The sequence below is a fragment of the Halodesulfovibrio spirochaetisodalis genome (assembly GCF_001672295.1).
Lineage (GTDB): Bacteria > Desulfobacterota > Desulfovibrionia > Desulfovibrionales > Desulfovibrionaceae > Halodesulfovibrio > Halodesulfovibrio spirochaetisodalis.
The window spans coordinates 45,646-72,489 of the sequence record NZ_JXMS01000018.1; the positions used below are offsets into that span (position 1 = coordinate 45,646).

The 26,844-nt window shown below is 44.9% G+C and carries 25 protein-coding genes; 19 read left to right on the forward strand and 6 right to left on the reverse strand.

The window, feature by feature from the left end; genetic code table 11:
* Positions 1-40: 40 nt before the first annotated feature.
* The 4 genes from SP90_RS10770 to SP90_RS10785 all read right to left on the reverse strand — a co-directional run bounded on the left by SP90_RS10770 (position 41) and on the right by SP90_RS10785 (position 3,246).
* Positions 41-274, reverse strand: a complete 234-nt coding sequence (locus tag SP90_RS10770; protein WP_066855777.1) for a hypothetical protein — start codon at positions 272-274, stop codon at positions 41-43.
* A 209-nt stretch (positions 275-483) separates the two neighbouring features.
* Positions 484-1,467: a tungstate ABC transporter substrate-binding protein WtpA gene (gene wtpA, locus SP90_RS10775; RefSeq protein ID WP_066855780.1), complete on the reverse strand. Its 984-nt coding sequence runs from the start codon at positions 1,465-1,467 to the stop codon at positions 484-486.
* 444 nt (positions 1,468-1,911) lie between these two features.
* Positions 1,912-2,367: a hypothetical protein gene (locus SP90_RS10780; RefSeq protein ID WP_066855783.1), complete on the reverse strand. Its 456-nt coding sequence runs from the start codon at positions 2,365-2,367 to the stop codon at positions 1,912-1,914.
* A 69-nt stretch (positions 2,368-2,436) separates the two neighbouring features.
* On the reverse strand, positions 2,437-3,246 hold the full coding sequence (locus SP90_RS10785) for a phosphoribosylformylglycinamidine synthase subunit PurQ (RefSeq protein ID WP_066855786.1): 810 nt from the start codon (positions 3,244-3,246) through the stop codon (positions 2,437-2,439).
* A gap of 277 nt (positions 3,247-3,523) precedes the next feature.
* Between SP90_RS10785 and SP90_RS10790 the strand changes: the two genes are divergently transcribed.
* The 14 genes from SP90_RS10790 to SP90_RS10855 all read left to right on the forward strand — a co-directional run bounded on the left by SP90_RS10790 (position 3,524) and on the right by SP90_RS10855 (position 14,760).
* Positions 3,524-5,158, forward strand: coding sequence for a CTP synthase (locus tag SP90_RS10790; RefSeq protein WP_066855789.1), 1,635 nt, complete (start codon positions 3,524-3,526; stop codon positions 5,156-5,158).
* 159 nt (positions 5,159-5,317) lie between these two features.
* Positions 5,318-6,142 (forward strand): 3-deoxy-8-phosphooctulonate synthase, encoded by an 825-nt coding sequence (gene kdsA / locus SP90_RS10795; RefSeq protein WP_066855792.1) that lies wholly within the window; start codon positions 5,318-5,320, stop codon positions 6,140-6,142.
* The gene (locus SP90_RS10800) at positions 6,132-6,653 is read left to right on the forward strand and encodes a KdsC family phosphatase (protein ID WP_066855795.1); all 522 of its coding nucleotides are present in this window, start codon (positions 6,132-6,134) and stop codon (positions 6,651-6,653) included. The genes kdsA and SP90_RS10800 overlap by 11 nt, the downstream gene beginning before the upstream one ends.
* Positions 6,654-7,241, forward strand: a complete 588-nt coding sequence (gene lptC, locus SP90_RS10805; RefSeq protein WP_066855798.1) for an LPS export ABC transporter periplasmic protein LptC — start codon at positions 6,654-6,656, stop codon at positions 7,239-7,241. It abuts the gene before it with no gap.
* Positions 7,241-7,768: an LptA/OstA family protein gene (locus tag SP90_RS10810; RefSeq protein WP_082936400.1), complete on the forward strand. Its 528-nt coding sequence runs from the start codon at positions 7,241-7,243 to the stop codon at positions 7,766-7,768. Before lptC ends, SP90_RS10810 begins: the two co-directional genes overlap by 1 nt.
* Positions 7,768-8,490, forward strand: a complete 723-nt coding sequence (gene lptB, locus SP90_RS10815) for an LPS export ABC transporter ATP-binding protein (protein ID WP_066855801.1) — start codon at positions 7,768-7,770, stop codon at positions 8,488-8,490. Before SP90_RS10810 ends, lptB begins: the two co-directional genes overlap by 1 nt.
* A gap of 198 nt (positions 8,491-8,688) precedes the next feature.
* Positions 8,689-10,116 (forward strand): RNA polymerase factor sigma-54, encoded by a 1,428-nt coding sequence (gene rpoN, locus SP90_RS10820; protein WP_066855803.1) that lies wholly within the window; start codon positions 8,689-8,691, stop codon positions 10,114-10,116.
* A 54-nt stretch (positions 10,117-10,170) separates the two neighbouring features.
* Complete coding sequence (gene hpf, locus SP90_RS10825) at positions 10,171-10,707, forward strand: ribosome hibernation-promoting factor, HPF/YfiA family (protein WP_066855806.1); 537 nt, start codon at positions 10,171-10,173, stop codon at positions 10,705-10,707.
* Positions 10,708-10,715: 8 nt separating this feature from the next.
* Entirely contained in the window at positions 10,716-11,165 is a 450-nt protein-coding gene (locus SP90_RS10830) for a PTS sugar transporter subunit IIA (RefSeq protein ID WP_066855809.1), read from the forward strand.
* 12 nt (positions 11,166-11,177) lie between these two features.
* The gene (rapZ, locus tag SP90_RS10835; RefSeq protein WP_066855812.1) at positions 11,178-12,068 is read left to right on the forward strand and encodes an RNase adapter RapZ; all 891 of its coding nucleotides are present in this window, start codon (positions 11,178-11,180) and stop codon (positions 12,066-12,068) included.
* A gap of 29 nt (positions 12,069-12,097) precedes the next feature.
* Positions 12,098-12,532: a PTS sugar transporter subunit IIA gene (locus SP90_RS10840; RefSeq protein ID WP_066855815.1), complete on the forward strand. Its 435-nt coding sequence runs from the start codon at positions 12,098-12,100 to the stop codon at positions 12,530-12,532.
* Positions 12,533-12,535: 3 nt separating this feature from the next.
* A complete protein-coding gene (locus tag SP90_RS10845) occupies positions 12,536-12,991 on the forward strand; it encodes a PTS sugar transporter subunit IIB (RefSeq protein ID WP_066855818.1) in 456 nt (151 codons plus the stop codon).
* A 124-nt stretch (positions 12,992-13,115) separates the two neighbouring features.
* Positions 13,116-13,709: a hypothetical protein gene (locus tag SP90_RS10850; RefSeq protein WP_231895557.1), complete on the forward strand. Its 594-nt coding sequence runs from the start codon at positions 13,116-13,118 to the stop codon at positions 13,707-13,709.
* 136 nt (positions 13,710-13,845) lie between these two features.
* Positions 13,846-14,760 (forward strand): manganese-dependent inorganic pyrophosphatase, encoded by a 915-nt coding sequence (locus SP90_RS10855; RefSeq protein WP_066855825.1) that lies wholly within the window; start codon positions 13,846-13,848, stop codon positions 14,758-14,760.
* A 52-nt stretch (positions 14,761-14,812) separates the two neighbouring features.
* Here SP90_RS10855 and SP90_RS10860 read toward each other — a convergent pair whose 3' ends face one another.
* Positions 14,813-15,922 (reverse strand): hypothetical protein, encoded by a 1,110-nt coding sequence (locus SP90_RS10860; RefSeq protein ID WP_066855864.1) that lies wholly within the window; start codon positions 15,920-15,922, stop codon positions 14,813-14,815.
* A gap of 73 nt (positions 15,923-15,995) precedes the next feature.
* Between SP90_RS10860 and SP90_RS10865 the strand changes: the two genes are divergently transcribed.
* From SP90_RS10865 to SP90_RS10875, 3 genes are all read left to right on the forward strand, one after another.
* Entirely contained in the window at positions 15,996-16,886 is an 891-nt protein-coding gene (locus SP90_RS10865) for a biotin--[acetyl-CoA-carboxylase] ligase (protein ID WP_066855828.1), read from the forward strand.
* A gap of 62 nt (positions 16,887-16,948) precedes the next feature.
* Positions 16,949-20,653 carry a pyruvate carboxylase gene (locus tag SP90_RS10870; RefSeq protein ID WP_066855831.1) on the forward strand — a complete coding sequence of 1,235 codons (3,705 nt, stop codon included), beginning with the start codon at positions 16,949-16,951 and terminating at the stop codon, positions 20,651-20,653.
* A 200-nt stretch (positions 20,654-20,853) separates the two neighbouring features.
* Positions 20,854-24,429: a PEP/pyruvate-binding domain-containing protein gene (locus SP90_RS10875; RefSeq protein ID WP_066855834.1), complete on the forward strand. Its 3,576-nt coding sequence runs from the start codon at positions 20,854-20,856 to the stop codon at positions 24,427-24,429.
* Between the two features lie 449 nt (positions 24,430-24,878).
* On the opposite strand, the gene yihA is transcribed toward SP90_RS10875, so the two are convergent.
* Positions 24,879-25,610, reverse strand: coding sequence for a ribosome biogenesis GTP-binding protein YihA/YsxC (gene yihA / locus SP90_RS10880; RefSeq protein ID WP_082936404.1), 732 nt, complete (start codon positions 25,608-25,610; stop codon positions 24,879-24,881).
* A 133-nt stretch (positions 25,611-25,743) separates the two neighbouring features.
* Here yihA and SP90_RS10885 point away from each other — a divergent pair, with 133 nt between their 5' ends.
* Positions 25,744-26,199: a type II 3-dehydroquinate dehydratase gene (locus SP90_RS10885; RefSeq protein ID WP_066855840.1), complete on the forward strand. Its 456-nt coding sequence runs from the start codon at positions 25,744-25,746 to the stop codon at positions 26,197-26,199.
* A 46-nt stretch (positions 26,200-26,245) separates the two neighbouring features.
* A complete protein-coding gene (efp, locus tag SP90_RS10890) occupies positions 26,246-26,809 on the forward strand; it encodes an elongation factor P (protein ID WP_066855843.1) in 564 nt (187 codons plus the stop codon).
* The last annotated feature ends 35 nt before the right edge of the window (positions 26,810-26,844 follow it).

Sequence of the window (26,844 nt, forward strand, 5' to 3'; positions counted from 1 at the left end):
CTTATATTTTAGTAAAATAAAAAAGGGATAGTGCATAGCACTATCCCTTTTTTTCAGTATTATCCGATTGGTTATTTGGGGGAATCGTTTGGTCGTTTTTAGGCGTAGTTAATTTTGCTTTTAACCATGGTCTAACAAATAACAAATATGCCAACGCAGCAAAGGCAACAACAATTGTATCAATGTATTGCATCACAAAAACAGGATAAAACTGGTACAACCCGCCAGCAATACAAATAGCGATAAACATAATGTAGATGCTGTTCATATTCATTTCAAAAATCTCCTTCAATACTCAGGGTAACGCTTACGTCACGTAATAAAACATCCTGTTATCAAAATACAAAAGTTCACCACAGGAAGCAATATACAACCTTTATCCTGTCTGGCTACTTCTGATTATTGACTGCATTAATCGTAAAAAAAAGGGAAAGAACCTGTTTAGTAGTTCTTCCCCCTTCTTGAACATGCAGATGCGAGAGCTTATTCGCGCACTTCAACAACATTTTTTAAAGAGAGAGGGAGCTTGCTCATACCGTCCGCAGTAGTGCGAACTGGAATAAATGGTGGCTGCCCCATATCTTTAAGAGTCTTTAACCCATTTTCAGGGGAAAACAAAAAAGCAAGGAATAATTCTGCAGCTTCTTTGTTTTTAGCGTCGTCTAACATTGTGATGCCGTACGTAATGGATTTACCTTTACGATTGATAACCGTCCCCGGCTTCTTTCCAGTCACCTCAACCACAGCATTTTTATAGAATGGAGTAAGCTTGTAGTCGCCGAGGTTCAAATGCGGGTCAAGGGTGATGAACTTCAAGCCATGCTGCACAGCAACAGATCTATACTCCCATGCGTAATCGAGCTGTCCTGATTTAAGCATGGCAATAAGCTCTACAGCCTTAGGGCGAACATTTTTTTCTGGACGATTTGCCACTAGCTTAGCATTCAGCCCATTAATCTTATAGAACTTTTCTGCAAGCTGCAGAACCATGCACGCTCTGTACCCACAAGGATCAAGGTTAGGGTCAGAGTGTCCCCATGCAACGTCTTTTTTCTGCAAAATGTCATACCAGTTCCCAGCAGTAATTTTTCCTGCATATCGAGACTTATCAGTATAACAAAGCACCATCTGGTTAGATGCAAAACGCACATTCCATGACGCGAATTGAGGAACAAGGTTCTTGTTAATCACTACATAGTCGGCAGATGCCATAATGTCTGCTTTTTTGCCATGTTCAGAAATAAGACGGGCAAGTTTAGTGGAGCCACCTGCCTGACGTTCAATGTCAACATCAGGATATTTTGCCTCAAAAGCTTTTTCCATTGCAGCAAAAGGAACAGAAAGGCTACCTGCATGGAAAATAACTAATTTTCCAGAAGGCTGAGCAAACGAAAAATTCGGGGTGCAAATTAAACCAAAGAGAAGTAAAAATAATGCACATACTCGAAAAAGCCATTTCTTACTCATAACAACCTCTATAAACAAATTATATGTTAAATAATACACATACTAATTCAGCATATAGAGTTTCTATGTCAACGGAAAAATCGAGTTACTTTGAAGTTCAATATTAACATTTACCACACATGCATGCAATGCGTGCACGTAAACGCATTGTCGCAGTAGCGTTAAGCGCATGCATACTGTGTTCTTTGAATTATGAATATTTTTAGGAGAAAAAAATTCATAACCAAAAATTTACAACGGAGTGTGCATACTGTTATGGAAGTTAAGCAGATAGTTTTTAGGTATAATGCTTACGCATAAAAGAGAATGTAATGTATTCTTTGTCTACCTAAAATAATATGGGAGGAATCATCAAAGAAGATACAAATCATTATTGCAGTGCTAGATGCAACAGCGAAGTCAGGTTGCTGGTATTCAACCCTTCAGAAGGTTGTTACAAAAAAACTATGTGTCTAAGGTGGGAACACCCTGAACAATAGAGTATCGTTCTTTGACGTTCGTATGTGGAGTGTATTTATTAGGATCGTTAACAGGCATCACTTCAAAAAGCTCAATATGCGTTAAAGGAATAAAAGTACTTTGGCCATCGATGCCCAGTACCTGCAATGTAGCCTGATCAGGGACATTCCACTTCATGCAGCGGAAGCTTGCTGTGCCTCCTGCCTGATAGTACACGGTCAACGAGTATTCAACTGGCTCTGCATAGCGGGCTAAGTTGGATTCATTAAACGCAGCCACGCTAGCCTGCGTAGTTTCAATCCAGTGTAAGATGGCAGCTTTTTTATTTTCCAGCGTGTTATGTTCAGGACACAGACCCACATGCTGTGTCAACGGAGTGGTAGGAAGCCCATAGGTAAAGCCGCCTATCGAATCTTTCTTACAAATAAAACAGGGAATCATATCCACTCCTGAAAATAAAATAGTGGCTCCGACCAGAGCCGGAGCCAACTAGATACTATCAATCAGCTGCTACAGACTCTTCAAATAGTCTATGCCGTTTTTAATCAATACAGTTCCAAGCTCTGCAGTCTTACCGGCTGTCCAGCTCGGATGGTTAGTAGGGTGGTTATATGCCTCCGGATGCGGCATCATGCCGAGGATACGTCCGGAAGGATCTGTCAATCCTGCGATACCCAAAGGAGAACCATTCGGGTTCATAGGGTATTCCTGCGTCACTTCACCGGATTCCGGATCAATATATTGCAGGGCAATCAAATTATTTTCCTGCAAAGCCGCAAGAGTTGCTTCGTCTTTGGCGATAATTTTTCCTTCGCCATGACGCACAGGAATGTACAACGTTTCAACACCTTTTGTGAAAACACACGGGCTTTTTGCATTTGCTGCAAGATGCACCCATCTATCTTCATATCGGGCAGAATCGTTATGAGATAAGGAAACCTGACGCTCAAAATACAATTCGTCAATTGCAGGCAATAATCCAAGCTTTACAAGCAGCTGAAAACCGTTGCAAATGCCAAAAATAATGCCGCCATTGGTAAAAAAGGTTTTAAGTTGGTCAAGAAGAGGTTCGCCTTGCTCTGTTTTTGCGTGCCGCCATCGGTTTGCGGCAGCTTGAGCAGCACCCAGATCATCACCATCAAGAAAACCACCCGGCAGAATCAAAAAATTGAAATCTGTTAAACTGGTGTCACCGGAAATAAGATCTGAAAAATGCTTAATCTCAACGCGATCTGCTCCAGAAATTTTAGCAGCGTGTGCGCATTCAACCTCGCAGTTCGTCCCATAGCCGGTAATTACCAGAGTATTTACCTGGGTCATTGCTCAAGTTTCTCCTAAAAAAAGATTAACACGGGGCTTTACAAAAAGTCGCTTTACTTACCCGTTTAGTTCGGGTAGTGACTCACGGTTTTTGAAAGCAAAAAAAAAGTCACCGTTTTAATAATTCGGGACTGATAGTTATAGTTATGTCATCGAGAACAGTCAACGGCTGACGTAACTCTAAAAAAAGTGTATACGGACGAGATACGTTCGAAACAAATATACGTAACCTGTGTCATTAACTAATTTTTAATAATTACGTCGTAGGCGAGAAAGAATGAAAACTAAGTTTATATTCGTTACTGGTGGGGTTTTATCTTCTTTAGGGAAGGGCCTTTCAGCAGCATCAATCGGTGTGCTCCTTAAAGCCAGAGGTTTAAGTGTAACCATCCAAAAACTCGACCCTTATATCAACGTTGACCCGGGCACCATGAACCCGTTTCAGCACGGTGAGGTATACGTAACGGATGACGGCGCTGAAACTGACCTCGACCTCGGTCACTACGAGCGTTACCTCAACGTTCCTCTTTCTCAGAAAAACAACTACACTTCCGGCTCCATCTACCACAAAGTAATTACCAAAGAACGTCGTGGCGATTACCTTGGCGGCACTGTACAGGTTATCCCGCATATTACTGATGAAATTAAAAAGTGCGTTCTCAGTCTTGCAAGTGACGACCTTGACGTAGCAATCATCGAGATCGGCGGCACCGTTGGTGATATCGAAGGTCTTCCATTCCTCGAAGCTATCCGTCAGCTCCGTACTGACCTTGGCCGCGAGCAGTGCATGTACATTCACCTGACCTTGGTTCCATACCTTAAAGCAGCAGGTGAACACAAAACAAAGCCTACACAGCACAGTGTTAAAGAACTTCGTTCTATCGGTATCCAGCCGGACATGATTATCTGTCGTTGTGAAAAGCCGATCGACGATCACCTCAAGCACAAAATTGCACTGTTCTGTAACGTTGACCGCGACGCAGTTTTCTCCTGTGCAGACGTGAAAAACATTTACGAAGTACCACTTGCTTTCTACGACGAAGGTCTCGACCAAAAGATTGCAATCATGCTTCGCCTCCCTGCAAAAAATGCGGATCTTGCTCCTTGGCAGAATCTGCTCCACAACTTTAATAACCCTAAAGGCAACGTTAAAATCGGCATCGTCGGTAAATACGTTGACCTGAAAGAAGCGTACAAAAGCTTACACGAAGCACTCGTACACGGCGGCCTGGCTAACCGTGTTACTGTTGAGCTTGAGTACGTAAACTCCGAAGAAATTACTACTAAGAATGTTTCTTCAAAACTTAAAGGTCTGGACGGGATTCTCGTACCTGGTGGCTTCGGCCATCGTGGTGTTGAAGGCAAGATGCTTGCAATCAACTATGCACGTGAAAAGAAAGTTCCATTCTTCGGCATCTGCCTCGGTATGCAGTTGGCTGTTATTGAATATGCCCGCAACGTACTTGGTATTAAAGATGCTACCTCAGTTGAGTTTGATGAAAATGCCAAAGAGCCTATCATCTACCTCATGACTGAATGGTATGACTTCCGCAAAGAAGCTGTTGAAAAGCGTGATGAAGACACTGACAAAGGCGGCACACTCCGTCTTGGCGCCTACCCATGTAAAGTTCGTTCTAAAACCAATGCATTTACCGCATACGGTGAAGAGATGATTTCCGAACGTCACCGTCATCGCTACGAATTCAACAACGCGTACTACAAACGACTTGAAGAAGCCGGTATGAACTTCTCCGGTGTATCTCCGGATGAAACTCTTGTTGAAATTGTCGAAGTAAAAGATCACCCGTGGTTCCTTGCTTGTCAGTTCCATCCGGAATTCAAATCCACACCGATGAACCCGCATCCATTATTCCGTGAGTTTATCAAAGCTTCTAAAGCAAACAGCAAATAAGCGTTGAACCATCTGAGCCTCGACATGGCAAAGGTGTATCTCGTTAGTATGTATTAAAAAAATCGGGGCATGCGCATCGCATGTCCCGATTTTCTCTTTCAATCCCCCTTTGATTCGAGTAATTTTACGCTTTACATTCCCAAACAGGATTACCGAAACATGAAACATATCGAAAACGGTTCTGCACTCTATGCAGAACTGACAACAAAACCTTTCGTTTTTGCAGGCCCTTGTGCCCTTGAAAGCTTTGAACTTGCTCTGGACACTGCCCACGCGGTAAAAGAAGCAGCAGAAGCAGCTGGTCTGAAGGCTATTTTTAAAAGCTCGTACGACAAAGCGAACCGTACATCGCTTTCCAGCTTCCGTGGCCCGGGATTAGCCAAAGGCATCGAATGGCTCGCTCGAATTAAAGAAGAAGCCGGACTGCCAGTTGTTACTGATATCCATGAGCCGGAGCAGGCTGAACCAGTAGCAGAAGTGGCTGACGTTCTACAGATTCCAGCGTTCCTGTGCCGCCAGACCAGTCTCCTTATCACCGCAGCATCAACCGGACGCGTTATTAATGTTAAGAAGGGTCAATTTGTTGCTCCGTGGGATATGAAACCTGCACTGGACAAGTTATTTTCAACCGGAAACAAAAATATCATGCTGACTGAGCGCGGAGCTTCATTCGGATACAACAACCTTGTTGTAGACTTCCGTTCGTTCCCGATCATGCAGTCTTACGGCGTACCGGTTATTTTTGACGCTACTCATTCTGTTCAGCTTCCGGGAGGACAGGGCGGCAGTTCCGGCGGGGACCGCTCCTTTGTTCCACGCCTTTCCCGTGCCGCAGTGGCCGCAGGTGTTAACGGCGTGTTTATCGAAACACATCCAGATCCTGACAACGCCCTCTGCGACGGTCCTAACAGCTGGCCTCTGGACAAATTACCACATCTTCTTCGTGATCTTTCCGCGCTCTGGAGTATGAACTATGAAAGCTGATGCTCTTGCCAAGGACATTAAACTTATTATCCTTGATTGTGATGGTGTGCTCACGGATGGTGGGCTATACTATGATCACGACGGAAACGTAACCAAACGTTTTAATGTGCTTGACGGATTAGGCATCAAAGCCGCACAGGCATGCGATCTTATTGTCGGAGTTATCACAGGCCTCGACGCAAAATCAGTCGCAACAAGAATGAATGATCTGGGCATTGTTGACTATTACGCAGGGCATCTTAAAAAAGTAGCGTGCATCGAAGAAATCAAAGAGAAGTACAATCTAGACTGGCACCAAATTGCGTATGTCGGTGATGATTGGATTGATATTCCTCCGATGCGCAAAGTGGGGCTGCCAATAGCTGTGGCAAACGCCATGCCCGAAGTTAAAAAGATTGCCGTACTACATACAGAAGCCAGCGGAGGCCATGGTGCTGTCCGCGAGGCGCTAAACTTTATTATGAATGCTCAAGGAAAACTTGAGGGAATTGCTAATTCCATAGGTGGATAAATGAGAAAATGGTTGATTTGGGGTGTGTCACTAGCCTTACTTGGCGGCGGACTCTACTATCTGCAAACTTCTGTTGAACAACAGATTGCAGAAGAAGTCAGCGACGCCATTGGCAACGACGCTAAAACAAATGTAGACCTCTCGTTGCAAGGCATCGAACTGAAACAAGGTGAAGACGGCCAGGAGCTGTGGACACTCAAAGCCAGCAATGGCTGGTATCAGAAAGACGAAAGTATTATTGACCTTGCAGAACCAGACATTGTGTACTTCGTTCAACCTAAAAGGGACAGAGTACACATTGTTGCGCCGCACGGAACCATTAACCAACGTGAAGGCATTGCCCGATTATGGGGTGATGTTACAGTGACAAACGAAAAGGGAACCATCAAAAGCAGTGAACTTTCTTTTGAAGACAAAAAGAAAATGCTGTTCATGACAGGTAGTGTGACCTTTTCCGGTGACGGATTTAATGGCTCTGCTGATGACGCAAACTGGAACCTAAAAAATAACCAGATTACAGCAACCGGAAATGTAACCGTTAATTTTCGCGCAGCTAAATTGAAAGATGTAACTGGTGGAGAAAAATAATGAAAACTCTTTTTCGAGTTCTGATACTGTCCTTATGCTTTGTGAGTATCACCGGTGCTGCCTTTGCTGCACCAGCCATGGATGATGTTAAAGTAACCTCTGAGAAGATGACCTACAGCGCAGACGGTCAGACCGTTGTGTTTCTGGGAAATGTGGTTGTAAAGCATCCTCAAGCAGATATGTGGGCAAATAAAGTTACTGTACATCTGCGAAGCGACAGCAGTGCTCCAAAGTCTGATTCAGCCACCGGTGTTGATGCTGGAAAGCTTGAAAAAATTGTCGCACAGGGCAATGTACGAATTAAAATGGAAAAAAACCGTACAGGCACCTGTGAAACTGCAACCTATACTTTGGATAACGAACTGCTCACAATGACAGGCTCACCTAAACTGAGTGAAGGTAAAAACACAATCACAGGTAACGTCATCAAGTTCTGGGTAAAAGAAAACCGGAGCGAAGTACTTGGTTCTTCAAGCAATCCTGTTGAAGCGATTTTCTCAGCTCCTGGTAAGGCGGATAAAAAGTAATGTCTGTAATTCAAGCAGAAGGGCTCTGTAAAATTTATGGCAAACGCGAAGTTGTCCGCAATATCAACCTCCAGATGGAGCAGGGTGAAATTGTGGGACTTCTTGGCCCGAACGGTGCCGGTAAGACTACAACCTTCTACATGCTCATCGGAATCGTTAAGCCCAATGCGGGTGTTGTACGTGTAGATGACATGCAGGTCACCGACTGGCCGCTGCACGAAAGAGCCAGAATCGGACTCAGCTACCTTCCTCAGGAAAGTTCTGTTTTCAAAAAATTAACAGTGTCGCAAAATCTGCAGCTGATTTTGGAACAGACCAGTCTTTCTCGTGCTGATCAAAAAAGGCGTGAAGAAGAATTAATGGAAGAGTTCGGTATTACCCATATCCGCGATACACACGCTATGCATATTTCCGGTGGTGAGCGCAGACGCCTTGAGATTGCCCGCGCATTGATCCGTGACCCGAAATTCATTCTTCTTGATGAACCTTTTGCAGGGATTGACCCGCTGGCTGTTGATGATATTCAGGATATTATCCGCGCGTTGCGTGACAAGGGGATGGGCGTACTCATTTCCGACCATAACGTTAGAGAAACATTAACTATCTGTGACAGGGCGAACCTTGTTTATGAGGGACAGATAATTCTTTCCGGCACGCCGCAAGAAATTGTCGAAAACCCGAAAGCCCGTAGTGTCTACCTTGGAGAAGGTTTTACACTTTAGTTTGCTGATAAAAAATATAACTTGCGCATTGCAATTAAAAAAAGCCCGTACCACGGGCTTTTTTCTTTGTTGCATATATCGTTCCTATGTGGCAAAAAAGAGATTAGTTATGTGATTTGGAATGTTTTTTGATAGGCAGTACTCATACTTTATATTCCAGCTTTTTAGCTAGTCGAACCACATAGGACATTCTTATATATGGCTCTTGAACTTCGCCAACAATTAAAGCTTGCTCAGCAGCTTGTCATGACTCCTCAATTGCAACAGGCAATCAAGCTGTTGCAACTTTCCCGCGTGGAACTTGCTGAAACCGTTCAGCAAGAACTGCTGGAAAACCCTTTTCTTGAAGAGTCCTTGGAAGAAAGCGTAAATCCAGATAAAACTTCTGCTGCAGAACAGCGTAAAGATGAACAGGAAGCTTATGACAAAGAGCTTTCAAACAACGCTGACTGGGAAGACTATCTGGGCGATTTTTCAAGTACGACCAAACAGGTTTCAATGCGGGAATCCGAAGCACTGGAGGAAATGAGTTCCTTCGAGGCTCGCCTTGCACCTGCTCCCACTCTGGATGGTCATCTGAACTGGCAATTAATGCTTTCCCCTTTAAGTGAAGAACAGCTTAGAGTAGGGGAAGTCATCATCGGCAACATCAGTTCTAACGGATACCTCCATGTATCTGATGAAGAACTGGCCAATATTGCGCAAAGCGATGTTGAAACTGTCGATTTAATGATTCAGCGCATTCAACAATTTGACCCTGTGGGTGTTGCGGCCCGCACGCCTCAAGAATGCCTGTTGGTTCAGGTCAAGGCTCTGAATTACGATCGCGATCCTATTCTTGTAGATATTATTACTAATCATCTTGAAGACTTGGAAAAGCGTCGCTACAAACCTCTTGCCCGTAAATACAAAATTTCTCTTGAAGATCTCAAGGAATACCTCGACATCATTCAAAGTCTTGACCCTATGCCCGGAGCACGCTTTGGAGGAGGCGAAGCGCAGTACGTTGCGCCGGACGTCTACATTTATGAATATGAAGGGGACTTCGTTATCGTCCTCAACGAAGACGGCTTGCCTCAATTACAACTCAGTGAATTAACTGCGCAACTCCCAAAAACAGTTTCAAGTGAAGAAAAAGACTACTATCAAGACAAGATGCGTTCTGCTTCCTGGCTGATAAAAAGTCTGTACCAACGTCAACGAACTTTATATAAAGTAGTTGAGAGCATTGTTAAGTATCAGAAAGAATTCTTCCAGAATGGCGTAACCTCATTAAAGCCGCTTATTCTTAAAGATATTGCAGATGATATTGGCATGCACGAATCAACGGTTAGCCGTATCACTACTAATAAGTATATTTCGACCCCACACGGTATTTTTGAACTGAAGTTCTTCTTCAACAGTGCGATTGGCCTTGATGATGGTAGTCAGGTCGGATCCGAGAGCGTTAAGGCGCTTATTAAAAAACTTATTGCTGAAGAAAATACTAAAAAACCGTTAAGTGATGAAAAAATCGGAGAAATTCTCAAAGAAAAACTTCAGGTTAACATTGCACGAAGAACTGTAGCTAAATACCGCACTGCAATGAATATCCCTTCATCATCCAAGAGAAAGGTGGTATTCTAGAAGCGAAACCAGCTGACTCACAGGGTTTCAAAAGTATCCAAATTAGGAGGCACTATGAACATCGCATTCACTTTCAAGAACTTTGAGCCTTCCAATCACCTGAAAGCTTATGCCGAACGACGCTTTAGCAAGCTAGGCAGATTCTTACCGAACCCTGAACACTTGGAAATGCAAGTATCACTTTCTGTTGACAATTTCCGCCACAAAGCAGAGATTTCTCTGGTATCAGACAACTTAAACTTGTCTGCAACCGAACAGTCTGAAGATATGTATGCAACTGTTGATCTTGTGCGCGACAAGCTTAAAGCACAGATCATACGCCGTACTGAAAAATCGCAAGCTAAACGAAACGGTGCAGAAAAGTTTGTTCTTGAAGGCTCCATGCCTCCAGAAGAAGCTGCAGAATCAGAACGCACTATTATAGGTATGGATAAATTTGTTCCAAAACCTATGGATCTTGATGAAGCTGCTATGCAACTAGACGCACTTGAGTATGGCTTCCTTGTTTTTCTTAATGCCGAAACCGAACGGGTAAACGTGATCTACCGAAGAAAAGATAACAATTTCGGATTGATCGACCCTGTTCTCTAGGAAACGTAATGAAACTGGGTGAATACCTGGAAAAAGAACTTGTATTGCCGGAGCTTACCGCCAGCACCAAAAAAGAGGCGCTGGCGGAGCTTCTGGCTCCTGTTGTTGATAAAAATCCGTCACTAAATGCGGATGAAGTATTTAACGTGCTCATGGAACGAGAAGCTCTGGGGACTACCGGTATTGGTAACGGTATTGCTATTCCTCATGGAAAGCTTCCATCTTTGGATAAGATAGTCGTTGTTGCAGGCCGCAGTGTTGACGGACTTGATTTTGAAGCACTGGACCAAGAGCCATGTAAGATCTTCTTTATGGTGCTTGCGCCGGAAAATGTAGCAGGAACACACTTACGCATCCTTGCCCAAATTTCCCGACTGCTTAAAGATGAAGATTTTAAACGTGTCTTTATGGAATCGGATACACAAGAAGCCCTCTGGAACCTTTTATCTGCTGCATAGCGTAAAGACTCTATGATCTCCGCCTCCAAGCGTTCAATCCCTGTTATTATCGTTGCCGGCCTTTCGGGTGCCGGTAAAAGTAGTGCGTTAAAAGTCTTTGAAGATATGGCGTACTACACAATCGATGGGCTTCCTGTCTCAATGACATCACAGTTTATCGAGGTTCTTACGGGTTGTGCACTGGAAAGCTATAAAGGAATCGTATTAGGGGTAGACGTACGCCAGAGTACATTCAGGGATGAGTGGGCCGCGACAATACAACAGCTGGCAACAGCAGGGTATTCGCCTACGGTTATTTTCCTTGAATCACGTGCAGATGTTATTTTGCGCAGATATAAAGAGACAAGACGTCCGCATCCGTTTGAAGGCTGTGGCACCGGTCTTGAGCAAGCCATGACCCGCGAGCGGGAACTCATGGCACCGGCGCGAGCTGAAGCTGATTTTATTTTTGATACCTCAGAGTATTCAATTCATGACCTTCGCCGCGTACTGCAACGCCGCTGGCAATCAGAAGAAAGTGATGCAAAGGGGCTGAAAGTGCATATTATGAGTTTTGGCTTTAAGCATAGTACTCCTTCTGAAGCAGACATGATTTTTGACTTACGCTTTTTACCGAACCCGTATCATAATCCTGAACTACGCCCTTTCAGCGGTCAGGACGAGCCTGTCGTCAATTTTGTGCTCAACCACAGCATGGGGCAGACCTATTTGAAAAAGCTTGAAGACCTGTTGCATTTCACGCTGTTGCAAATGGAAAAAGAAGGGCGGTACCGCATCACCATCGGCTTCGGCTGTACTGGTGGGAAGCATCGCTCTGTTGCAGTAACCGAGGCCATCTACAATTTTTTGAAAAAATCTGACTTTGCTGTCTCAAAAGAGCATAGACATATTAACCTGGCATAATGCCGTAAGCCGACACATATAATAATCCCATGTCTACTACATTCCCTGAAGAAAAAAATATCGGTGTAGTTATTGTTACTCACACAAACTACGGCGCAGCTCTCTTGAGTGCTGCCGAAGTTATTATGGGCAAACAAACATCCTGCGAAACCGTAAGTGTTGACAGTGAAAAAGACGTATCAGAAACAGTCACAACCATTAAAGAAATGGTTGAAAAAGTAGATGAAGGGCGCGGTGTTCTGGTGCTTACAGACATGTTTGGCGGAACTCCGACCAACTTAAGCCTTTCTTTGCTCGGTACCCGACATCTGGAAGTTCTTACAGGTGTAAACCTGCCGATGCTTCTCAAAGTATTCGGATGCCGGACCATGACTCTCGACCGTCTTGCCATTGAAGCTAAAGATGCTGGTGGAAAAGGCATTGTCATGGCCGGTGAAATTCTGCGAAGTAAGGTTAACGGGTAAGACATGGCGTGGATTCGAATTGACAATCGGCTAATACATGGACAAGTTATCGAAACTTGGATTCCTTATACCAACGCAAAGCACCTGCTGGTTGTTAATGACGATTTTGCTGATGATGTGCTGCGTCAACAAATTGCTACCCTTGCAATTCCAGGACGTATTTCAGTAGACTTTATCCATATTGCGGACATCATGGCTTACGCCCAGAGTAATAATTTGCAGGATACGCTCATTATACTAGCTGACTGTGAAGACGCTAAGCGTATCCATGACGAAGGATTTTCCTTTGATTCTATCAATATCGGGAACTTGCATTATGCGCCCGGCAAAAAACAGCTATGTGATCATATCGCCATCTCTGACCATGACGAAGAGTGTTTGAAGTTTTTTGCCAATAATGAAATTGTTCTCGACTTTCGCTGCGTTCCAAACCAACCATTACAAATAAAAGGGTTATAGTAATGGATGTTGCCTTTCCTGTTATTCAGTTCTCATCAATTCCGTGGCTTAGCGCCTACGCTTTTTTTTTGCCATCTTAGCCCTGCTGCGAACCAGCATTAATCTGGGGTTTGTTGAAAGACCTCTGGCAATCGGTTTTTTCTGGGCAGTCATAACAGGCGAGTGGGAGCTTGCACTACCAGCTGCCATTTTTTTTGAGCTGTTCTGGCTCGACCTTTTCCCTGTAGGTACCTATATCCCCCCGAATGGCGCAGCAGCCTTGGTTGCAACCTTGGCTACAGCCAGCTTTTTCTCATTAGAATTTCCATCACAACTCGTTGTTCCTATGGTACTTGCCATGCCTGCTGCTTTGCTCAGCCCATATCTGGAACAAACATTGAGGCAACGGCACAATGCTCACCACAACAGGTTGCTGGCTTTGGCAAATCCAGAATCCCACTCAGATGAACAACATTTTGTAGATAAAGTTATAACAAAGGCATTACTCCAAACCCTTTGTGTAAACTTTATTTTCTTCTTTCTCTACCTGCTTGTGCTAATTAGCACTATCTCCTTTGCATATGAGATATATGGCGGTATTATTGAATGTTCAGGGGTCTCATGGAGCTATTTATGGTTCTTTGCTGCTCTTGGTGGTGTTCTTTCCTTAAGAGTACGACACGCTTACTATTCCTTCTTTTTTTTCCTTTTTGCTGTGGTAGTTATTACAAATCTGTAGCTTTTTTTCTCAGAAAAAAATTGCCTGACAGGCATACAAGTGCTTGGCAGCAGTTTTAGTTTGTGCTATCTGTCACAAACTCAGTTTGGAAATAGGCGTGAACAACGCGTTACAACAATTTCTGGAGGAAATTACCATGGCAGTACTCGTATTGGGACATATGAACCCGGACACAGATTCTATCATTTCTGCAATCGCTGTTGCGGATGCACTTAATAAACGCGGTATCGAAGCTAAAGCAGTAGCACAGGGCGAAGTAACACCTGAATCTGCTTTTGTACTCGAAAAATTCGGTCTTACCGCTCCAGAAGTTGTTACTTCTGTTGCCGGCCAGAAAGTATGGCTCGTTGATACCTCTGATAAAGCTCAGCTTCCAGCTGACATCGACGAAGCTGAAATCTGTGGCGTAATCGACCACCACAAACTGGGCGACATCACCACTTCAAACCCTCTCGAAATGTGGGTATGGCCTGTAGGTTGCAGCTGTACAGCAATCAAAGGCTTCTACGATCACTACGGTCTTGAAATTCCTGCAGGCATTGCAGGCGGCATGCTTTGCGCTATCCTTTCCGATACCGTAATGTTCAAGTCTGTAACTTGCACTGACGCTGATAAAGTGGCTGTAGAAGCTCTTGCTAAACTTTCTAACGTTTCCGACACAACCGCACTAGGCATGGAAATGTTCAAAGTTAAGTCTGCTGTAGATGGCGCAACCATGGAAGAACTCGTATTCCGTGATTACAAAGATTTCGACATGAACGGCAACAAAGTTGGTATCGGCCAGCTTGAAGTTGTTGATCTTTCTCTTCTTGACGCTGTTAAGTCCGGCCTTAAAGAAGAAATTGCTAAAGTAAAAGCAGACGGTCGCCACTCTGTATTCCTTCTTCTCACTGACATCATGAAAGAAGGCTCTGAAATGCTTATCTGTTCTGACGACGCTTCCGTTGTTGAAAAAGCATTCGGCGTAGCAGGCGACGAGTCAGTATGGCTTGACGGCGTAATGAGCCGCAAAAAACAGGTTGTTCCTAACTTTGAAAAAGCTTTCAAATAGTAGGTAACTACATCGTTTGTAAGCCCCGAAGAGCATGCTCTTCGGGGCTTTTTTATTTTCGACTCCCATGAGAGAGCGCCAGACAACGCAGTTCTCGCAAACGTCGGCCAGACTCTGCTCCGAGGTTTTGTGATTCGGGAGGAAGGGTAACAGTGAGAATTGTATCCAGATCGTTCTGTGCGTCAGGTAAGTAATCTATTCCAGAATCTGCCTTGACCATTGCAAAAAAGGATTCAAAAATATTTTGCCTATGCAGAGAGTAAAGCAGATCTACTTTTGTTCCTGTTCGAAGTAAGCTGTACATGGCGCCTTTCATATGCTGCCGCGCTGCAATTCCTCCTGCTTTGATCATGTGGTTTGAAAGCTTGAGACGAGCCCCAAGCTCTCTAGCATGCAATTCGCCTCTGTGTTCGTGCCCAATATGTCGAGGCAATACAGCGGATTCAGTCGACTGCTTCCCCAGATCATGACAAAGCGCCATATAACAGGTGGTTATATCACCTTGACATCGGTTGATAGTCGTAACAGTATGAGCAAGACAGTCGTCATAGTGGTACTGAATAGTACCAGCAGGTATGGAAGACATGGAGCTGAGTTCAAAAAACCAAGGATATAAGCATGATGCTGAGTCCAGCACAGAGAGGAAGCGTCCCGGTTCTGGAGCTTGCAAAGCTTTTATCAATTCGGAACCAACACGTTCCGCAGTTACTGACTCAAGCACCCCAGCTACGGACACATTACGCATCTGCTCTATAGCGTCGGGATGAACAGTAAAGTCCGGCAGGGCAGCGGCAAAGCGTGCTACTCGAAAAACGCGAAGCGGATCTTCCAGAAACGCAGTATCAGAAGCAGGTCGTATAATTTTTTTCTCAAGGTCATATAATGAGGTAGGCAAAGAATACAGGCGTGAAGAATCATCTAATGCAAAGGCATTTATAGTGATATCTCGAGACATAAGGTCTGCCTCAATGTTTCCTCCGCGAAGAGGGGCATATTCAATGCCATTGAGGATACAAATGCCGAACTCGTTTCCGGCCTTGCGCGCTGAAGGATTGATGCTTATAAAATGCTCAACAGTTCCGGAAAAAGCAAAGTCATATTCTCTTGGCGGAACTCCAAGCAACATATCTCGCACTGCGCCGCCTACTAAGTAAAATTTCATACTTTTTTCATACTGCATGCTGAGAAAGTTTCCAAGAAAAACCTATTTGACCAACAGGGCTATCACAGAATCTATGCATACCTGCTTTGTACTACACGACCAACTGCCAGACATTACCCTGAAAACCACTCCTGAAGAGCTTGCTACCGCCCATGCGGGATGGAGCACGCTAGCTGACAAAGAGTGGAGCGAGTCATGTCTTGACGATCTCGCTGTATTTCGTTCTGAGCTTCCACATTTTTCTTCTGACATTCATATTTGCGGAGAATGTTCTTCAACACTGGATGTCGCACGGGCATTAACAGAACGAAACCTGCTTTGCGAATGGGATTCCATTTTGGGACTCCGCCAGAAAAGCGGTAGAGGGCAGCTACGTAGAGCATGGAATTCTCCGGAAGGTAATATTTATGCAGCCCTCAGGTTACCAATGACTGGTTTTTTTGCAAATGAACTCGGTGCATTGGTGATGGGCTTTTTATTAGCTGACGCATTGCAGCAGCTTGGGTATAATGCACGCATAAAATGGCCAAACGATATTTTAGTTGATAGCAAAAAAATCGGCGGGATTTTGTTGGAAGAACGTGGTGGAGTTTTGACAGCCGGAATCGGGATAAACCTCCATTCACATCCTCCTCAAGAAGATTTGCGAACCGAGTGGGCTGTACCTGCAGGCTGCTTGTGCAAAAACGAACAAACTCTGCCGATATTGCAGGTGTGGCAGACACTTGTAGACCACATGCATTTTTGCTACAACGCACAGGTTGTTCAGTATACTACCGAGAAATTAATTTCGAGTGTTGAAAAACAACTTGCTTGGCTGGGGCGAGAAGTATGGATCCACGGAAGTGATCTAGTCAATCGGTCGGGCAAACTCATGGGGATTTCACAAGATGGTGGCCTTCGAATCCGGCAACAAGACGGAGAAAAGGTTATCCATTCCGGTAGTATTTCCCTGCGCCCGTGATTAGTTCATCTGATGGGTTATTTATTGGCCAAATGTCACCGACGCTGCAAAACGAGGATTGAATGGCGATTAAGACGTTTAATGAAATTATGGAAGAAGTGAAAGGCAAACCGATTCTGGTTGCCAACAGGGGTATTCCTGCCCGTCGTATTTGTCGCTCAATTCGTGAGCGTTTTGATGCTGTAGCTGTAATGACGGCTACGGACATCGATAAAACGTCTCCTGCCGCATCAGCCGCTCAAGAACTTCTTTTACTGGGTTCTGACCCTCGAGCGTACCTTGATATAGACAGAATTATTAGTCTGGCAAAAAAACGCGGCGTGGTTGCTATTCACCCGGGCTGGGGCTTTGCCTCAGAAGATCACAAATTCCCGACCAGATGTGCCGAAGAAGGCATCATTTTTATCGGTTCCACAGCGGAATCAATGAACCTGCTTGGTAACAAAGTACAGGTACGCGCTCTTGCACAAAAATTAGGCGTTCCTGTAGTACCGGGTTCTGATGGTTCTGTTGATATTCCGACCGCACGTAAGTTCTGCGAAGAGATCGGCTTCCCGATCATGCTTAAAGCAGAAGGGGGCGGTGGTGGCCGCGGAATCTTCTTAATTAAAAATCAGGACGAGCTTGAAAGTGCATTCGTTAAAGCGTCAACCATGGCGCAGGCATCTTTCGGTAACCCGCGCCTGTATATTGAGAAATTTCTTGCATCCGCACGCCACATTGAAATTCAGGTAATCAGCGATAAATACGGCAACGTATTTGCGTTTGATGAACGCGACTGCAGTATCCAGCGTAACCACCAGAAGTTGGTAGAGATTACTCCTTCTCCTTCTGAGCTCATTACGCCGGAACTTCGCGCACGCCTTAAAGAATACTCACGCAGCCTTGTTACAGCAGTAGGGTACGATTCATTAGCTACTGTTGAATTCCTTGTTACTCCTGACGGCGAGCCGTACCTCATTGAGGTAAACACACGCCTGCAGGTTGAACATGGTATTACAGAGGTTCGCTACGGTGTTGACCTTGTTGAAGAGCAGATTGCTGTTGCTTTCGGTGCTGAGCTTCGTCTTAAAGAAGAAAAGTTCCCGCCATCCCAGATGGCAATGCAGCTGCGAATTAACTGCGAAGATCCTCAGGATGATTTTGCACCGAACTGCGGTGTAGTATCCAGATACATCTCTCCTGGTGGACCTGGCATCCGTATCGACTCCAACTTGTCTGCTGGTTACGACTTCCCGTCTAACTACGACTCTGCCGGAGCGCTGCTTATTTCCTACGGACGCGGCTGGAAAAAAGTACTTGGGACAATGGAACGTGCTCTTAACGAGTACTCCATTGGCGGTCTCAAGACTACCATCCCGTTCTTTAAACAGGTTATCCGTCATCCGAAGTTCCGACAGGGTGATTTTGATACAAACTTTATCGGCAACACACCGGAACTGCTCTGTTACACAGACCTTGCGCCTGAAGCAGAACGTATTTCCAAGCTCATCGCGGAAATCTCCGCAAAGGGTACCAACCCGTATGTGCAGCTTGGTGAGTACCGCTCAAAAGACACTCCGCGTGTCGGCGAGTTCAATCCGGTAATGCCGGCCATTAATAATGCTACATTAAAGGCTGCGCCTGCATACCCTCAAGGTGACCGCAAGGCTCTGTTAGACTTTGTGCGTGACACAGATTACGTGCATTTCTGTGATACCACCCCTCGTGATATTACACAGTCCAACAGTGGCAACCGCTTCCGTCTTGCTGAAGACAAGCTCATCGGCCCTTACCTTGATAACTGCGGATTCTTCTCTATTGAAAACGGTGGCGGAGCGCACTTCCATGTCGCAATGCTCGCGAACATGACCTATCCGTTTACTGAAGCAAAAGAGTGGAATCAGTTTGCACCTAAGACGCTGAAGCAGATTCTCATCCGCTCCACAAATGTTCTCGGCTACAAACCGCAGCCGCAGAACCTTATGCGTGCAACTGGCGAAATGATCTGTGATCATTACGATGTTATCAGATGCTTCGACTTCCTGAACCATGTAGAAAACATGCGTCCGTTTGCTGAAGTAGCTCTTAACCGTAAAGAAGTCGTTTTTGAGCCTGCCATCTCCCTTTCATGGGCAAAAGGCTTTGATGTAAAACACTACCTGCAGGTAACTGAGGCAATTCTTGCTATGGTTGCTGATGTGGCTGGTGTAAGCACTAAAAAAGCTTCTGAGATGATCATCCTCGGTCTTAAAGATATGGCTGGCGTCTGCCCGCCACGATTTATGACTGAGCTTATCACGGCTATTCGCAAGCAGTGGCCTTCTTTGGTTACACACTATCACAGACATTACACAGACGGCTTATTTGTACCGACTGTGGGTGCCGCCGCTAAAGCAGGTGCACATATTGTCGATACTGGTATGGGTGCAGCAGTACGCTGGTACGGTCAAGGTGAAGTCCTTTCCACAGCCGCGTACATTGAAGAAGAGCTTGGCCTTAAAACTAATCTTAATAAAGACATGATCCGCGAGTGCAACTTTGTACTTAAGCAGGTTATGCCATACTATGACAAATACACCGCACCATTCTTCCAGGGAATTGACCATGATGTTGTACATCACGCAATGCCTGGTGGTGCAACGTCTTCCTCTCAGGAAGGAGCACTGAAGCAGGGATATATCCACCTTCTTCCGTACATGCTGAAATTCCTCGCGGGTACACGTCAGGTAGTGCGCTACCACGACGTAACACCGGGTTCACAGATCACTTGGAACACTGCGTTCCTTGCTGTAACCAACGCGTACAAACGTGGCGGCGAAGAAGAAGTTCGTTACCTGCTTGAAGTACTCGAACATGTTACTAAGTATGAAGAAAAAGACTTAAGCGAAGAGATGAAGGAAGCACGTCTTGCCATCTATCAGGACAGCAATGACGCATTCCGTGATCTCCTTCTCGGTAAATTTGGTAAACTTCCGCTTGGCTTCCCTGCAGACTGGGTATACCAGAGTGCATTCGGTGCTGAGTGGAAACAGGCGATTAATCAGCGTACTGAAGTATCTCCTTTGTCTACACTGGAAGATATCAATCTCGCTGCTGAAGAATCTGACTTCATCAACCAGATCCGCCGTAAGCCGACCGATGAAGAATTCGTAATGTTCCTTAACCATCCGGCTGATGCTCTTAAGACTGTTCGATTCAAACGTGATTTCGGTAACCCGAATAATATTCCACTTGACGTTTGGTTCGAAGGTCTTGAAACAGGAAGAGAACTGCACTTTGTTGATGATAATGCAAAGCCGCACTCCATGACCATTCTGCATGTTTCCGAACCTGCTAAAGATGGTAAATGTGTAGTGCGTTATGTTCTCGACTCTGACATTATGAGCTATGACGTTCAGGTGGCGACTCCACAGGAAGAGGAGAGTGCAGGATCCGAAAAAGCTGATCCTAACAATCCACTTCATGTAGCTGCACCATCCAACGGTGACCTCTGGGTTATGTATGTAAACCCGGGTGATGTAGTTAAAAAGGGTGAAGAACTCTTCAACGTTTCCATTATGAAACAGGAAAAAGCTGTGCTTTGTCCTGCGGACGCAATGGTTAAACGTGTACTGAAAACTGCCGATTACAAAGAAACCAAAATGATGGTTCCGGTTAAAGAGGGTGACCTGCTTATTGAGCTTGGTCCGATTCCACGCCGATGCAGCAATGAGGCTTGCCAGAAGCCTCTCTCCATAGAAGGTATGGCATACTGCCACTTCTGTGGTGAAAAACTGGAAGCGTAGATGGGTCTCATGCTACCGCATGAGTAAGGATTAGAGAGTATGGAGAGTCCCGAACGGGACTCTCCTTAAATAACCGTAGGTATTGCCTATAAAAAAGTTGTTTACCCAAATCTAATTCTAACGATGGGCATAGAGTTTTACTCTATAAGTTAATAGTTTCCGGTTTTTTAAAGTAAAAGTCCTTCCAGGAGGAAAGACTGATGGCCAAAAAAAAGGCTGACGATTCCAAGAGTGTTAAAGCACAGACGACTAAGATTGAAGAACTTACAAAGAAAATGGTTCTTACAGGTGCAGATATTGTAGCTATCGGCGAAGAAGCAGAGCTTCTCGTTGGCGGTAAAAACTACAACACTGCTATTATTAGTCAGGTTGACGGTATTCGGGCTCCGCAATTTCGTGCAATCTCTTCCATAGCCTTCCACCAGCTCATGGATGAAACTAAAGTGAACGCCTCACTTGTTCGCTCCATGGTTGATAAAGAGTACAACCGAATTGACTGGAATGACCCTGAAATCAACAAAGATCCTGAGTTTCTCCAAAAGTTTGTACGTAACATCGCAAAAGATATCCGTGCAGAAGCAGAAGCTACAGGCACCCAGACTACTCTCAAAACTAGAACTTTTGTAAATAACGTTGTTGAAGGTTTTGCAACTTCTCCTGAAGGCATTGACCAGCTTCGTAAACGTTCTGTGCTGGTTCAGGCAGGCATTCTTTCTGTCGAGTTGCCTGAGAGTGTAACCGGTTGCGTACGCGATGCGTACAACTCAATCTGCAAAGAAGCAGGCCTTGAAGACGTTCCTGTTGCTGTACGTTCTTCAGCTGCGGGTGAAGACTCCCGCAAAAAAGCCTTTGCAGGTCTTCAGGATACTTACCTGAACATCGTTGGCGAAAACAATTGTGTTGAAGCATACCACTGGGATTGTGCTTCCGCATACAACCTTCGTTCAATGACCTACCGCCGTGAAGCAATTCTGGACGCAATGGCTCGTGCAGAAGAAACCGGCGATGAAACTATTGCTATTAAAGCAAAAGAAGAATGGGCCATTGAAAACACATCTCTTTCTGTATGTATCATGCGCATGATCAACCCTGTGATTTCCGGTACTGCTTTCTCTGCAGATACTGCAACAGGTTGCCGTGGCACAGACAGAAAAGATCTTGTTTCCATTGATGCCAGCTACGGTCTCGGTGAGGCAGTAGTAGGTGGCATGGTTACCCCTGACAAATTCTACGTGTTCCAGCGTGATGACAAACAGGAAGTTGTAATCCGCCAGATGGGCTGCAAAGACAAAAAGATTGTCTACCAGGCCAAAGGCGGCACCAAAATGGTCGACGTACCTGATCTTGAAGCATTCCGTTGGTCACTTTCCCTTGCACAGGCAGAAGAAGTAGCTCGTGGTGTTCGTGGCATTTCTATTGCTTACGGCGGCATGATCATGGATACAGAATTCTGTATCGATGACGCTGACAGACTCTGGTTTGTGCAGGCTCGTCCTGAAACCCGTTGGAACGAAGAATTCGAACTTCATCCGAATACTATTTTCATGCGCCGTCTTGAGGTGGATGAAAAAGCTGCTGATAACGCAGAAATTATTCTGGAAGGTAACGGTGCTTCCCGCGGTGCAGGGCAGGGACGTGTAAAATATCTGCGTTCCGCACTTGAACTGAACAAAATTAACAAAGGCGATATCCTCGCTGCAGAGCGTACAGACCCTGACATGGTTCCGGGTATGCGTATTGCTTCTTCCATTCTCGCAGACGTAGGCGGTGACACCAGCCACGCAGCGATTACTTCCCGCGAACTTGGTATTCCGGCCATCATCGGTATCCAGCGTCTTGAAGTACTTCGCAACCTTGATGGTGAAGAAATCACTGTAGACGGTACTCGCGGCAAGGTTTACCGCGGCCTGCTTCCTCTCAAAGAAGTTGGCGGCGAAATGGACCTTTCTACCCTTCCGGAAACCAAAACAAAAGTCGGCCTTATCCTTGCTGATGTTGGCCAATCTTTGTTCCTTTCCCGACTCAGGAATGTAACCGATTTCGAAGTAGGACTCCTGCGTGCTGAGTTCATGCTCGGTAACATCTCTATCCACCCGAAAGCACTGGAAGCATATGATTCCGGTGAACTGGAAAGAGTTGTTGCAGACAAGGTTCATGAACTTGAAAGCAAATTGACCAAAGTACTTCGTGAGCAGCTTGCACTCGGTATCGTTGGTGTTGATTTCAACCTGCGTGAATACGTAGGGCACCTCACCGGCCTTTCTGCTGAGATTGAAAAGCTTACTGAGAATGAGCAGCCACGTGGTACAGACGAAGTACTTGCTGTACACCGCCGTATGCGCGAGCTTGATCACAAGCTTGATGCATACATGGAAACAGCTACACGTCGTTTCGATGTTCTCAAGACTTCTGAAAATCTTGAAGATCACATATCTGCAGTTATGGGCTTCTCTGATGAGTTACTCAAACTTACCGGAACTGATCCTGAAAGCACCCGTCGCAGAGCTGAAATTGACGCATCTGTGAAAGCGATTACTGAAAAAGCTGCTAACGACCCAGTCGTTATGGATGTAATCCAGAAGGTTAAACAGGTTCGTGTTGAAGTTGCTCTGACTTCCGGTCTTGAAAAAGAAATCCGTGACATGCGTAGCATTCCGGAAAAAATCCGTACGATTATTAAATCTCGTGGATACCGTTCCGGTAAAGAACATTATGTTCAGACTCTTGCTCAGGGACTGGCATTGTTCGCAATGGCATTCTACGGAAAAGACATCATCTACAGAACCACCGACTTTAAATCCAACGAGTACCGCAACCTTCTTGGCGGCTCCTTGTTTGAACACTTCGAAGATAACCCAATGCTTGGCTACCGTGGTGTTTCCCGTAATCTTCATGACTGGGAAATCGAAGCATTTAAACTGTCTCGTGGCGTGTACGGTGGAACTAACCTTCAGATCATGCTTCCATTTGTTCGTACTCTTGAGGAAGGCAGAGCTATGCGCCGCTACCTCGAACAGGTACACAAACTGAAGAGTGGTGAAGATGGTCTCAAAATCATCCTCATGTCTGAAATTCCAAGTAACGCCATTCTTGCAAAGCAGTTCGTTCAGGAATTTGATGGATTCTCCATCGGCTCCAACGACATGACTCAGATGGTATTGGCAACAGACCGAGATAACGCAAGCCTTGCACACATCTACGATGAAGAAGATCCTGCAGTTATCTGGGCAATCCTTTGCACTATCTTCACCGGTCAAAAGTTCGGCAAGAAAGTTGGCTTCTGCGGTCAGGGTGTTTCTAACAGCACCATTCTCCGTGGCCTTGTTGCTATTGCAGGAATTGTCTCTGCTTCTGTTGTTCCTGACACCTACTTCCAGACCAAAAAAGACATGGCAGAAGTAGAGCAGGAGAACATTAAGACAGAACAGCTTGGTCAGTGGCTCGGCGATAAGTACCTTGAAAAAATCCGTGCTATGTTAAATGAAAACGGCTACGGACACATTCTCAAGAAGTACAAAAACGCAAAAGATATTCTCGATTGGTACGAAGGTGAGATTGCACGTCTGCATGAACTCCTCCGTGAATCTATTGAAACTCCAAAAGAGAAATTCTACCGTCAGGAACTCGAGCAGTTCCGCGCTAAGTTCCACAAACCTGTTATTTACGCAGGCTGGGATTGGAAGCAGACAGTTCTTGATGCACTGCATCAAGCTGGTTTTGCAAACTTTGAAGAGCAGGCAGTTGCTCTTGAAGCTCAGCGTAAAAAGAAATGGTAGACCATTAGTGGCATACTAGTAAAAGGGGTACATGCTCTCAGCATGTACCCCTTTTTGACATCTCCAGTCTTACTTTTGCATTACCTGTACATTTCTTTTTCGTTACATGGCTGCAGAACCCTCACATTATGTTCCAAATTGAAAATTCTCTATACTGGATCATGTTTTTTTCAAATTACAGGGAAAAAAGTTCCCCATTTTTTCAATATAAGAGCGTAAAAAAAATAATCCGAACCATACTTCGCTTCTCAACGCCAGCCCCTTAAAAGCTGTTGTGGGTAAAATTTGCTAATATCAAGAACTTCTTGCTCAAAAAAAAGCTTATTTAACGCAAAATTTAGGCAAAAAAGCCCATAAAAAAAGTGAGTCCGGATATTCCGAACTCACTCACATGTTTTCTGATTTATCGCAGTCAGCATAACACATTTAAATAACGTAATTTATCAAAATTACTTTTTCTTCTTTTTCTTTTTTGAAGGAGCTGCCTTCTGAGATTTCGGCTTATTCTTCGCGCCTTCGCGCTTTTCAGCACGAGCAGCACGCAGCACTTTTTTTTCAGCTTTGGCTTTCTTAACCTCGGCATCAATTCTTGCAAACTCTTCAGGATCCAGTGCATGTTCAGAAAATGCATGCCAGATTCGATCAAGGCCTAATCCTGATGAGGCAGAGGAAATAATCGGACGAATCCCACCTAAAATTTTTGTCCACTCATTTTGCTTAGCATCACGCTCACGCTGCTTACACTTGTCACCTTTTGTCAAAATGGGAATCAGCGGTAAATCAATTTCGCGAGCATAGCTCGTCAACTCAATATCAATCTGCTGTGGGGGAACACGGCTATCGATAAGAACCGCAAGAGCTTTCAGCCCCGGAGTAGAAATAAGATACTGATTAATAAGTTCAGCCCATTTCTGACGTTCAGTTTTAGAAACTTTTGCATAGCCATATCCTGGAAGATCAACAAGATAGTACTTCCAAGGATCTACCCGATAAAAGTTGATAGACTGAGTTTTACCCGGTGTAGAACTGGTACGGGCAAGATTCTTACGTCCGGCAAGGGCATTAATCAGGGAAGATTTACCTACATTGGAACGTCCGGCAAGGGCAATCTGCGGAACATCAATTTCCTGTAGTTGTTCAAGCGTATATATTGTGTCTTCTAAAATAAGATTTGGTTGCATGAGAGGCCTTTGGTAATAGTGAATAAAGGCAACGCCGAGCTTGACAACAAGCAGCGCTTTGGAAAATATTACCCGTTTGTTTCCACCATTCCTAATGGTATAAAAGCAATGTGTAAAGACAAAGGGAGTACGCATGACCGGTTACAAAATTCTGGTTCTCAATGGTCCCAATCTCGGAGCACTGGGAAAACGCCAGCCGGAAATCTATGGCAATAGCACCATGGACATTCTGCCTGAGCTTGTAGAACAAGTGCTTGGAAAAAATACTGCGAACGTTTCCCTTGAATTTTATCAAAACAATTCAGAAGGCAAACTGATTGATCGCATTGAGCAGGCAAGAGAAGAGGGCATCGACGGCATTGTACTGAATGCTGGAGCGTATACTCATACCAGCCTTGCATTGGCAGACTGTCTTGCCTGGGTTGAGCTGCCCGTGGTTGAAGTACATTTGAGTAATGTACTTGCCCGCTCCGAGCCACTGCGGCAGAAAAGTTTTATTGGTCGACACGTTATTGGTGTTATTGCAGGTTTCGGCATGATGAGTTACGCACTAGCCGTGCAGGCATTATTTCAGCACCTTAAAGATTAGAATTTAATTTTCCGGTAACATTCATCGGAACTATTTGGAGGAATACATGTTCTCAACCACCGATTTTAAACGCGGTCTTAAAATCCTTTTGGAAGGCACTCCATACGAAATTGTTGAATTTCAGCACTTCAAACCGGGCAAAGGCGGTGCGATGATCCGCACCAAACTTCGTAACCTGCTCAACGGTCGCGTAGTAGACAAAACTTTCCGCTCCGGTGAAAAAGTAGGACGTCCTGACATTGAACATACTGCAATGCAGTACCTCTACATGGAAGGTGACAACCTCGTTCTGATGGATCTTTCCAGCTACGAGCAACACTACATGAGCACAGAACTTTCCGGCGGTGCTGAAAACTTCCTTAAAGACGGTCAGGAAGTAAAAGTAATGCTTTACAATGGTGACCCACTTACTCTGGAACTTCCAGCTGCTCTGATTTTTGAAGTGACCCACACAGAGCCAGGCGCAAAAGGTGACACCGTTTCTAACGTAACCAAACCGGCTACCATTGAAACCGGTCTTGAGGTTAACGTTCCTTTGTTCATCAACATTGGTGACAAAATTAAAATTGATACCCGCACCCGTGAGTATCTCGGTCGTGAAAACTCCTAAGTTTTCATATCTCACTGCATAAAAAAACGCGCTTC